Source organism: Paenibacillus sp. NPDC057886, from assembly GCF_042796655.1.
In the GTDB taxonomy this organism is placed as follows: Bacteria; Bacillota; Bacilli; order Paenibacillales; family Paenibacillaceae; genus Paenibacillus.
On sequence record NZ_JBHVMZ010000007.1, the window covers coordinates 147,627 to 159,508 of the forward strand.

7 protein-coding genes are annotated in these 11,882 nt (G+C 42.0%); 2 read left to right on the top strand and 5 right to left on the bottom strand.

The window, feature by feature from the left end; all coding sequences use genetic code 11:
* The first annotated feature begins 46 nt into the window (after positions 1–46).
* Positions 47–1,096 (top strand): sugar phosphate isomerase/epimerase family protein, encoded by a 1,050-nt coding sequence (locus ACFVQB_RS23655; protein WP_379444891.1) that lies wholly within the window; start codon positions 47–49, stop codon positions 1,094–1,096.
* 184 nt (positions 1,097–1,280) lie between these two features.
* Here ACFVQB_RS23655 and ACFVQB_RS23660 read toward each other — a convergent pair whose 3' ends face one another.
* From ACFVQB_RS23660 to ACFVQB_RS23670, 3 genes are all read right to left on the bottom strand, one after another.
* Complete coding sequence (locus tag ACFVQB_RS23660) at positions 1,281–2,720, bottom strand: family 43 glycosylhydrolase (RefSeq protein ID WP_379444895.1); 1,440 nt, start codon at positions 2,718–2,720, stop codon at positions 1,281–1,283.
* A 300-nt stretch (positions 2,721–3,020) separates the two neighbouring features.
* Positions 3,021–4,424, bottom strand: a complete 1,404-nt coding sequence (locus ACFVQB_RS23665) for an MFS transporter (protein WP_379444899.1) — start codon at positions 4,422–4,424, stop codon at positions 3,021–3,023.
* A 26-nt stretch (positions 4,425–4,450) separates the two neighbouring features.
* Entirely contained in the window at positions 4,451–5,740 is a 1,290-nt protein-coding gene (locus tag ACFVQB_RS23670) for a glycoside hydrolase family 1 protein (RefSeq protein WP_379444903.1), read from the bottom strand.
* A gap of 174 nt (positions 5,741–5,914) precedes the next feature.
* On the opposite strand from ACFVQB_RS23670, the gene ACFVQB_RS23675 reads away from it, so the two are divergent.
* Complete coding sequence (locus ACFVQB_RS23675) at positions 5,915–7,162, top strand: AraC family transcriptional regulator (protein ID WP_379444907.1); 1,248 nt, start codon at positions 5,915–5,917, stop codon at positions 7,160–7,162.
* Between the two features lie 50 nt (positions 7,163–7,212).
* Here the strand turns inward: ACFVQB_RS23675 and ACFVQB_RS23680 are convergent, their stop codons facing one another.
* Positions 7,213–10,002: a family 78 glycoside hydrolase catalytic domain gene (locus tag ACFVQB_RS23680; RefSeq protein WP_379444911.1), complete on the bottom strand. Its 2,790-nt coding sequence runs from the start codon at positions 10,000–10,002 to the stop codon at positions 7,213–7,215.
* Between the two features lie 428 nt (positions 10,003–10,430).
* Positions 10,431–11,879, bottom strand: a complete 1,449-nt coding sequence (locus ACFVQB_RS23685; RefSeq protein ID WP_379444915.1) for a 6-phospho-beta-glucosidase — start codon at positions 11,877–11,879, stop codon at positions 10,431–10,433.
* Positions 11,880–11,882: the final 3 nt, after the last annotated feature.

Sequence of the window (11,882 nt, forward strand, 5' to 3'; positions counted from 1 at the left end):
ATTGTAAAGTACAAATGAACTAAGTCAATGAAACGGAGATGTGAAAATGAAAAAAAACAAAAAAAAAATATTTACAGTAATCATTGTGTGCATTAGTCTCGTGATCATACTTATTGCTGGTTATGAAATCAAAGAAAATGTCCGAATTGGTAAAATTGTGGAATCACACAAAACGGAGCAAAACGCAAAACAAAACGATGTTGTAAGAAGCAATGATGAGAATGGTTCTAAACATATTTCGACAGCAGTCCAACAGATTATGATAGGAACAATGAGTAATAATTATGATAATGCTTTACAGACATTACTTAATATCAAAAACGCAGGTTATGACTCTATCGAATTAAATGATTTTATGATTCACAAGTCTTCTATGCTTGTAAAACTAATGACAAAGTTCTCAGGAATGTCTATTGGCAATGGTGGCAAGCTTGATTGGCCGAAGCTCATTGAAGAAAGTGGACTCAACGTCATAAGCATACACAGTAATCTGGGAAGCATTGAGAACGATGCGAAAGCGATTGCCGATGAAGCGAAAAAATTTGGGACAGATACTATAGTTATTACTGGTATGTACAAATTTGATTATAGCAGTTTAGATAACGTGGAAGAACTTGCGAAACGTCTGAATCAGGCTGGAAAAGCTCTTTCGGAAGAAGGAATACGTCTTTTGTATCATAATCATAATGTTGAACTGCAAAAGGTAACCTCTGAAAAAACAGCATACGACATTATAATTGAACAAACAGATCCTGCATATGTCAATTTTGAGTTTGATAGTTACTGGATGGCCGATGGTGGTGCTAATGTTCCGGCTTTGATGGAGAAATTGGGGAATCGAATGAAATTATGGCATATCAATGACCGCGGTTATACCAAATCAGGTCCATATATGACACCAATACTGAAAGAAAATGCGACTGAATTAGGATCTGGAAATATGGATCTGGATACACTCTCAGCAATTGCTATAAAAAACGGAGTAGAAGGTGTTATATTAGAAACTCATAAAAATTGGGTTAATAACGATCCAATAAAAAGTCTCCAGGTTAGTTCAGAATACATGCAGGATAGTTTTGGTGATAAAGACAATTAAAAGAATATGAAACAGTAAGATAATAATACCGAACCATTTTCAGAAAATGATGATAAAATTGAACGAGTTCACATATCGTCTATGTGAACTCGTTTTATGTTTTCAACCTCCAATTTTTATTACCTCTTATTTCACTGTCTACCATGAGGGAATAATACTGGCCTCTAGTAAGTACTTTATGTTTTCATTCTATCCTAAAGGATATAAAATCGAACGAACCGTTGCCTTCATAACGAAAATACAGTGCATGTTCCCCAGGTAGAATGTGCAGCGGTGCCGAATACTCTCTCCAATTTTCAGTGGGGTGAATTTTAATATGTGCCACCTGCTCTCCTCCAAACATCGTAGATACTTTAAAAATCCCACTTGCTGTTCCACGTACCCGCACCGAAATTGCTTTTTCACTTTGGAATACAAAATATTTGTATCCTGCCCATGCACCATCTCGTATGTTGGCAATATACTGATCGCCCTCCTCTTCTCTATCCGTTCCTCTTTGGGTAAAGTAAGGATGGTTGCCAGTAGTGTCTTTTTCTTTACCGTATTCATAGGTTCCTTCAGGTCCAGAAAGATTGCAGGCTATCCGCGCCTCATATTCTCCTACCCCAGTCAACGGCCCTCCATTAAGACCGCAACTAGTCATTTCCACCTGTGCTATGCTACCGTCCGTCATGATCTCTATCCTTTCGGCACAACCCTGACGTGAAAAATGATGTCCATTCGTTTGTCGATGATAAAATACGTACCATTCTCCATTGATTTGCACAATACCACCATGTGTATTACCGGTGTAGTTTAACGCTTCCCCCGCTGAGTGTGTACCCACATCGCCATTGCTCACAATGGTACCTCCGAATACATATCCGCTATCTGGCCTGTCGCTGACGGCATAACACAGCTCATGACTTTTTTCAGAGGAATATATTAGATAATATATGTTTCCTATTTTACGCGGGCTACTGGCTTCGTAAAATGCGTGCTCTTCAAAACTGGTCGCTTTGGCCGTGCATGCACCAGGAGCGGACACGATGGGTGAACTTTTTAGCGTGAGCATGTCCGGTCCCAGTTCTACACAATAAGCTCCATCGATCATAAGCCCACTCTGTTCCAACATGTCTCTCAGGTATCCAGGTTTTGGAGAGAACCCTGTATAAAGATAGACCCTTCCGTCATCGTCCACCAACACACCAGGATCAAAATTAAAAACGTCACCGGACTTTTGTCCAAAAACAGTGCCATCAGAGTAGCGAACATGTCCATAAAATTCGTATTGCCCTGCTGGCGTATCACAAACAGCCACCGATATGATTGGAGATCGGTTCAAAGCGTAGTATAGATAATATCTTCCATCATTACCTTGTTGCAAATCAGGGGCAAATCCTTGTTGTGTGCCATCTGTATTCAAAGGATCTTGGGTCGGCTTGTAAATCGTGCCTTCGCAATCCCAATTTCCAAGATCATCCAAGGGAGCCGACCAGCATACATAATCGTTCAAGCAGTAACTCTCCCCATTAAATCGGTCATGGCTACCATAAATATAGATTCGGTCTCCAAATACATATGGCTCTGCATCCGGAATATACTCGTAACTTGGCAAATAAGGGTTGAAAGCCTGTGTTTTCATAAGCTGATACCTCCTATTGTCCTTCTTTGAACCAAAAATGGTTTTAAACTCATTGGATTCTAAGTACCGAATTCATACGAGTGGATAATAGATTCATTATCTTTTGGACTGACCTTTTTATATTGAGGGTTAAAAAAAGGCAAAATCAAAACAAAAATATTAATACTTTCACTTCTATTGTGGTTTTGCCTGTATTACCCGTAACAAGGCACGAGACTATTCATAAGAGGATAAGCTACTGTCTGATTCTTCTAAAAATAATATGCCCTTCTGGACAAAATGGTTTCGTTATAGCAAGGGTTAGCTGTATTGTTGTCTGCGTTCTGCGAGTTCTTTCGTAATTTGCTTCTGTTTCTCTTCTGAAATATCAAACCATATAATAGACGCGGTAAATAAAAGAGCAAATGCTGGCAGAACTCCCATAAGCAATTTCAATCCAAAAATGGTCTCACTGCTTTGTTCAACTCCGGGTACATATCCCACAACATGTAATGCCCAAGCGGCAATAGATCCTGCCAAGGCCATAGCCAACGTTTGCACAAAACCTTGGATGGAACCCATCAAACCATTTACATTTTTTCCAGTCTTCCATTCCGTATAATCCATGGCAGCAGGCATCATTGAACCTTGTGCCGGGGTCGACGCGCCCAGGAAAAAGGCCGTTATTGCATTCAAGGCCATAAAGATGATGATCCCTGTATTGTTATCAGGAATGACCATCACAGCCAGCATACAAATCACGTTTACGACGGAAGCGGTAAGCACATTGATTTTAATTCCAAATCGTCTTGTAATAGGGCCACTAACCATGACACCGAGAAAAGTTGGCAGTATGCTTACCGCACCGTATATAACCAAAAGCCCTTCGTTATTAAAGAAATATTTGAAGTAATGAATCATGATAGCCGTTCGGATCCCGTTGGACAAATTTAAAGCCAGCACATAGATGTATAGAACAACAGCCGACTTGTTGGTAAACACAGCTGACATCATTTCTTTCAGTGATGTCTTTTGGCTATTATTTGGGTTGATGTATCTTTCTTTCAATGACACAACTTGGAAAATGGATACCAATATGCCCACGATCCCAACCAAGCCCATGATCATAGAGAAGCCCAAGGCATCATTACCGTTTCCCAATGCTTTATAAAGTGGTTGGAAGGCCAGAGATGCGAACAATGCACCAAGCATAATGGCGATATAACCGATCTGTCCCATAGAGATCCTGTCATCGATTCTTTTGGTAATCGCAGGACCTACGGCGTTGCTGGGCGCATACTTTATCGAGATCAAAATGCTGTATACCAGATAAGTTGCCGTTACGTAGATGACGTTTCCGTTTGCCCCCAACCCAAAGTTAGTAAAGGTCAGCCATCCAAAAATGGCGATCGGTACTCCCAAAATCGCGAAATATGGTACGTATTTCCCCCATGGTGTACTCACTTTATCAACAAACACACCAAACACGGGAACCAAAATGGCGTCAATAATCCTGGCGACCAGAAATAAACCTGCCACGTATGCGGGACTTATTTCGAGAATGTCTGTATAAAAGAAAAGCAAAAATGTAGCGATGATTTGATTATGCATGGTTCCCGTCATATTGCCGAGCGTGGCGGCCACTTTTTCCCGGAATGTAAGTTTACGATCTGCTTCCGGAATGTTTGTGACTGGCTGATTCTGAGTGACGTTGACTACCCCCATAATAATGCCCCCTTGATTGTATGCGCTTACTGAATTCTCAATGAACCAAGAAACGATAGACTTTCTTTCGGATATCTGATTTGAGAGGACCGATCCACAGCGATCAATCCAAAGGTTTGCGTATAGCCGAGTTGCCACTCAAAATTGTCCAGCAAGGACCAGTACATGTATCCGATTACATCAATACCATCTTCGATACACTTCTGTATGCCGGCTGTGGCTTGTTGGATGAACTCCATGCGCTCTTCGTCTTGATCCGTAGATAGGCCATTCTCTGTTATCATGATCGGTCCATCCCAATGTTTGGCGACAAATTGCACTACGTTACCCAATGCTGCCGGATAGTTTTCATATCCCATCTTAGTTAACTTCACGACTTCTGGCGGCTTTACTACCCCATTAGGCCCATGAATCTTTCTGGAGTAATTTTGAACACCGATGAAATCATCGCCTTGTAAGTACGGCAAGTAGTTTAAAAAGTCTTCATGCTGTTCTTGTTTTGCTAGATGTTCCCCACCAGGTAACGCCTGATGATCGTACAGGGATAGCGTTATGCCAACCTTGATCGACGGATTCAACTCCTTGATTATATTTCTAGCTGCCTGATGACATCTCATGATGATCTGTTCGCCTTGTTCTGTTCGGGGGGAGAGAAAAGGTTGGACTTTTCTTGGATCAATGCCAAACACCTGACCCAAACCGGCAAAGTATTTCTCCATGTTGCTTTGAATATCGACATTTAAACCAACTTGCACATCTGCGGAATCAGTTGTTGCAGATTGAGATGTTGCTTCGGCTGACATACGTTTCATGATTTTGGTGATCTGTTTCCCCATATTCGCTTCATTAATGGTGCAGATGTAAGGGATCAGATGTCTCAGTTCTGAAACGACATGAAGGCAATAGTTCTCGAAGTGTCCAATCGTTGTTTCACTCTCCCATCCCCCTTCGGTAATCAGCCATTTGGGAGACGAAAAATGATGTAACGTTACGACAGGATTGACCTTGTTTTGATGGCAGTATTCAAGAACTTTCCTGTAATGTTCAATCTCATCTGCATCAAACTGTCCTTTAACCGGTTCAATTCTTGCCCATTCAATGGAAAAGCGGTACGTATTCAACCCCGCATCCACCAACAGTTGAATGTCTTCTTGGTAACGATGATAGTGGTCTACCGCCTGCAAAGAAGGTTCCTTGTACAATGAATGCGGCATATGCTCCATCGCCCAGAAGTCACTATAGATATTGTTTCCTTCCACCTGATGCGCGGCTGTAGCCGCACCCAACATAAAATCGCTCCTAAATAGTCTTGTCATCGTTCTCTACCTCTCCATATCGAATTAGCCATCCAAGGAAGCGTTTCCAAATACCTGACTTAACGCTATGACCATAGTAGCATTCACCTTAGATTTGATATGGTGATTTCGTATGTTTTTTAGTATTATTGTCCTGAATAGAGCGCGAAATCTTCAGCAGGGAGTTGATCCTGAATGACTACTACATACAATACCATTGAGGCAATGTGCAATCTCGTTTCTAATACCTTTGAATTGCCTGTTTTCTTTATTAGTCCGAAAGGGAAAGTCATCTATGACAACTTGGGCGATCGACCGATTAATCCTTTGATAGAACACCGCACGGGAAGTTATTTGAATCCGTTGTATTTCAACCCCAGCCGAACATACCGATATCCTGTTATTACGAAATCGGTCTTCTCCGAAAAATTCATATTAATCAGCTATTTTATTGGGGATCTATTTGAAGGCACGCTGATTACCGGCCCCACTCTTTCCCACCCTATTCCTAAGGAAGTGTTGAGTGGAATTATCAACGACAGGGATGCCTTTTTTTATCGTGATCAAGTGGCCAATTATTATGAATGCTTGCCGATTTTGAGCAATGAGAAGCTCAATCATATCAGCGTTTTTATTTATCATTTGTTCAACCAGGTGCTACTTTCTCCCCAATCCGTCTTATACGAAGACTTTCAGTTCGATGATTATGAGAAGGCAAAGGGATTAGTGAATCTAGAGTTTACCCAGTATTTGCAATCCTCGGACCACAATCAAGCTCGATTGTTCGAAAAGAAACTTTTGTTCATGATCAAAGAAGGCAGGGTCGAGGATATCGATGAACTTTCGTTTATTAAGGAAGAAGAATCCGCATCCGTCTTGTCCAAATCCAGCTATCTTCGATCGAACAAAAACCATCTGATCACGCTGATTGCTTTGGTAACGAGGGCTTCAATGGACGGGGGGGTGAACGAGGTTACCGCCTTCGCATTACACGATAGGTTTATACAACGGCTTGAGGAATTAGATCGACTGGATGAAATCAGAAGTTTGACACGCGAGGTCCTTCATACATTCGCTGAGAAGGTGAAACAAGCCAGACATGATAAGTACTCAAAAAAAATTATGAGCTGTAAAGAGTACATTAATAAACATATCTATGAAGAAATACATCACAACGACATAGCTATGGAAATTGGAATTAGCCCTAAATATTTGTCGGCTCTATTCAAAAAAGAGGTTGGCATTTCCGTAAGCGAATATATTCAACAGACTAAGATCGAAGAAATCAAACGTTTATTGGCATACAGCACCATCTCGATATCCGAATTAGGTTCGCTATTTCATTTTAATGATCAGAGCTACCTAACCAAGGTATTTAAAAAGATCGTGGGGGCTACCCCTAAGCAATATCGTGATAAATATCATTTGATCGAAAAAAAGTGATCAAATGCAAAACGAGCCCTGTCGATTGGGCTCGTTTTGACCTTAAAGGTTCATATCGCGATCGTATATTCTCCGCTACCTGCAGTAAATATGATATGCCCGTCTTCATAGCGGACATCAGGAAATTCATTAGACAAGCTCGTAATATTCATTGGCTTGCCTGGAAGTATAACGGTTGCCTTAGAATTCGCAGGAATTCCGAAATCGTAGGTTACACCACCTTCCGACTTCAGCCATCCGGATTTGATCATTCCATAAGGAGATTCAAACGTTGCCGATGCATGCGTTAGCGTTCCCCCAACCATTGGTTTGATCAATACATGTTTGAACCCTGGGGTTTCCCACAGTGGACGAATACCTGCAATGCTAGAAAATAAGAAGTCACATACCGCGCCATAAGAATAATGATTCAATGAACCCGTAAGCTCGCCATCCGGCTTGATTCCTCTCCAGCTTTCCCATATCGTTGTTGCACCATGGCTTACGGCATATAACCAAGATGGATCGGAGGTTTGCTCCAACAACCGGAAGGCGATTTCGGAATATCCATGATCCGCAAGAACATGAAGGATAAACGGTGTAGATAAAAATCCGGTGTTCAAATGATAGTTCTGCTCGACGACCATCTCGGCAAGGCGATCCGCAACCGCTTGTTCTTTCTGTGTTTCTGCCAGCCCAAACGCCAGAGTCCGGACATTGGGAGCTTGTCGATTCTCCAAAATGGTCCCGTTATCTTTAATAAAGTATGTGTTGTAGACCTTTCTAATCTTTTCATATCGAAGGTTGTATTCCTGTGCTAGCTCCGCCTTTCCAAGTACAGAAGCCATTTCTGCCAAGAGGCGTGTGGAATAGGCTAAATAAGCTGTCGCAACATCCGGATGGCAGCCTTGGGATTTGCTCATCGCCGCTACCAGATCATTGAAATCGGAATCGGTCTCAAGCCACTCACCCCAGTGGAATGCAGTATCCCAAATATAATCCGCATCCAGCTCACCATCGGTAACATTCCGGTAGGAGGGAGAATCTTGAAACCGTTCATTGGCTTTCTTGGCGCTGATGGCCATGTAATCTACCCACGCTTTAGCCGAATCAAACTGCCTCTCCAGATTGGTTTTATCTCCGTAACACAAATACAACGTCCACGGAATAATAACCGCTGCATCTCCCCAACCGGAAGAACCGTCGAGCATGCTTGGCGTTCCCGGCTCTGGTCTGCGTATGGCCATCATGGAATCTTTATTCTGGTTGGAGAACCTTTCCCACTCCTCTTTGTTGTGGTAACCAATCACCGTAGGAACCGTACTCCCCACAGATCCGTTCGAGAATTGTTCTGCCGCAAGGTCAGCCATCCATTTTTCATAAAACGAGTTTACGTTCATGAAATTCGTTGCCGTTTTGCAAAATACCTGCGCATCTCCCGTCCATCCTGCTCTCTCCCGAGTCGGGCAATCCGTCGGCACCTCCATGAAATTGCTCTTTTGGCTCCAGCGTGAGTTTGATACCAGTTGGTTGATCAAGGGATTGGAACACGTGAAATCCCCTGTTTCCTCCATGTCCGAATAGATGGCAACTGCTGTAAAATCTTCTGCTTTTACCTCACCTGGATGCTTTTTGACTAGTACGTAACGGAAACCGAAAATTGAGAACCATGGCCGGTAATGTTCACGACCCTCTCCCTTCAAAATGTATCGGACTTCCTGGAAATCCTCCAATGGCCCGTGATGGGCCAGGTTCTGTAACGTGAAATTCCCCTCTTTATCCAGCGTTTCTCCATGAATAAGTACAACTTCGGTACCAGCCTCACCTTGAACGCTCATGTTCACCCAACCTGCAATGTTTTGCCCAAAGTCGAGTACGATCTCTCCATTCGGCGTGTGTAATACCGTTGGAGGAAAAGTTTCCTTTTGCCTTACTGGTACGCTTCGGGTCGCAATCAAGCCAGAGAGTCTATTATGGACGGCCTGTACTTGCTCCCAGGCAGAATCATCATATCCGGGTTGGTTCCAGCCTTCAATGTCTATTCTGGCATCATAGAGATCCCCAGCCTTCATGTCGGATTTCAGCAATGGTCCGTATGATGTCTTGAATGAGCCGTCACTGCAAACCCACTCCATGGTTCCGTCCTCATATTGCAGCATCAATTGCCCCAAAAAGGCCAGCTTATATCCGAAATTGTTTTTCAGATTTGCACCGCCAGTAGACCCTCTCCACCAGCCGTCACCGAGAACAATGCCAAGCGCATTGGATCCTTCTTGTAAAAAATGAGTCACGTCATAGACTTGATATTGTAAACGGTCATGATATGACGTAAATCCAGGAGTAAATAGATGGTCCGTTCCTTCCATTCCGTTCAAATAAAAGTGATATATTCCTTTGGCCGTAAAACAAGCTCTGGCCTGGACAAGACCCTTTCTTACAGTGAATTCTTTACGAACATAGGGGGAAGGTTTATATACATCGATGTGCACTTCCTTTTCCGGTTCTATCCAGAAGGCATGCCAATCACTGGTATGCAGTAGCCCCATTTCGAAGAAAACGCATTCACTAAATAACGACACTTCATCGTAATTGTCCCAAACCTTAACTCTCCAATAAACGCGTTGTAGCGTTTTCAACGGCGGACCCGCATACAAGATAGCTTGGGACTGGTCCGACTCTACCTTGCCTGTATCCCAAAGCAAATCATTAAAGTCTTTCGTTCCGGATGCCTGTATATGGTATGCCGTTTGCATAACGTTCGTCCTGGAACTGTACAGCTTCCAACCTAATCGTGGCAGGGTAGCATCCAGACCCATAGGATTCTCCAAATATTCCGTTCTTAGTGATCTGACCTCAAGCACGTATAATCCCCCCTCAAGTTCACCCCGCTGTATGCTTCTACTAATTGAGAAGGATCGTGGTGACTCTCTTAGGATAATAAAAACAATGCAATTTTTATGGTACATTGGGACGTATTTTTGTAATCAGGTATCGGATCGCCAAATAACCAAATTCAAATACCAAATAGCCCTTCAAAATGAAGGGCCCTGACGCAAAAAAAATGAAATTTGTGATGATCCAACTTCCGGGAATAACCATTAACTTGCTTGACTTCAGTATTGGTAAAACTGCACTCCAAGCCATTTGATTTCTCCAACTCGTGTAGATTGCCAATGGTAAAAATCCCCTTTAAGTGCTATGTGTTCTTTACAACATAGTCACTTTAAGGGGGAACGATTAATTGGTTTTAGTGGTTATAGAAAAATAAGTACCAATACCGATCAATCAATTATTCATGAAAATACTTTGCTCCATTATTAGCGATAATCTCTTTGTACCAATGAAAACTTTTCTTTTTGATTCTCCGAAGCGTGCCAGATCCATCATTGTTTTTGTCTACATAAATGAACCCATACCGTTTTTTCATCTCTCCGGTACCATTACTCACAAGATCGATTGGCCCCCAACTTGTATATCCGATAATATCAACCCCATCTTTTATTGCTTCAGCAATCTCTGCAAAGTGAAGATCTAAATACTCAATACGGTAATCATCTTCAACGATATCGTTATCCAAAAGAGTGTCTTGAGCACCAAGTCCGTTCTCTACGATAAATAATGGTTTATTGTATCTTTCATGCAACTGGTTACAAGTAATCCGCATGCCTTTTGGATCAATTGTCCAGCCCCACTCCGAGGTTTCCAAAAAAGGATTGATTACAGAACCAAATACATTCCCATCCGTGAAATTCTTTAATATTTCGGGATCAGCACTGGTACAACGACTCGAGTAATAGCTAAAACCAATGTAGTCCACTGTATATTTCTTTAAAATCTCCAAGTCTTCAGGTTCAAATTGCAGATGAATTCCATTCTCGATGAAATAGCGTTTTGCATATCCGGGATATTCCCCTTTGGATTGCACATCAATCAAGAGGTAGGACTCTCGTTCAATTTCCATTACTTCCCAGTAATCTTCAGGATTACTGCTGTATGGATACACATTTCCAGCTGCCAACATACATCCGATCATGGCGTTAGGAATGATTTCATGACAAGCCTTAACCGCCAGAGCACTTGCAACGAGTTCATGATGCGATGCCTGATACAGAACCTGTTGTTTTTTCTCACCATCTTCAAAAATAATGCCCGCACCTGTATAAGGAAGATGAAATAACATATTAATCTCGTTAAATGTCATCCAATATTTCACTTTTGTTTTATAGTGTTCAAACAGTGTTTTGGAGTATTTTACAAATAGCTCAATCATGATTCGGTTTTTCCAACCGTCATACGTTTTTGCCAAGTTCACGGGTAAATCAAAATGACAAATCGTAACGACAGGCTCAATATTATACTTCAGAAGTTCATCAAATACGTCATCATAGAATTGCAGTCCAGCTTCATTCGGACTTACATCGTCACCATTAGGAAAGATGCGGGCCCATGAAATCGACATCCGAAATGATTTGAAGCCCATTTCAGCAAAAAGAGCGATGTCCTCTTTATAACGATGATAAAAATCGATAGCTTCGTGTGAAGGATAAATTTCGCCTTCCTCGGGTAAAAATGAATTTAAATTACCCATCGAAACCTCATTACGCTTAGGCCCTTTCGGCATCAGATCAATGGTCGTTAGTCCCTTACCATCAGCTAGGTATACCCCCTCAATTTGATTGGCAGCAGTAGCACCACCCCACAGAAAACCATCCGGAAAATGAGTGATTTTATTAAACATATC

What these genes read in the sequence shown, in the direction of transcription:
- ACFVQB_RS23655 (WP_379444891.1), top strand. Translation starts at nt 47, where the DNA reads ATGAAAAAAAACAAAAAAAAAATATTTACAGTAATCATTGTGTGCATT.
- ACFVQB_RS23660 (WP_379444895.1), bottom strand. Translation starts at nt 2,720, where the DNA reads ATGAAAACACAGGCTTTCAACCCTTATTTGCCAAGTTACGAGTATATT.
- ACFVQB_RS23665 (WP_379444899.1), bottom strand. Translation starts at nt 4,424, where the DNA reads ATGGGGGTAGTCAACGTCACTCAGAATCAGCCAGTCACAAACATTCCG.
- ACFVQB_RS23670 (WP_379444903.1), bottom strand. Translation starts at nt 5,740, where the DNA reads ATGACAAGACTATTTAGGAGCGATTTTATGTTGGGTGCGGCTACAGCC.
- ACFVQB_RS23675 (WP_379444907.1), top strand. Translation starts at nt 5,915, where the DNA reads ATGACTACTACATACAATACCATTGAGGCAATGTGCAATCTCGTTTCT.
- ACFVQB_RS23685 (WP_379444915.1), bottom strand. Translation starts at nt 11,879, where the DNA reads ATGTTTAATAAAATCACTCATTTTCCGGATGGTTTTCTGTGGGGTGGT.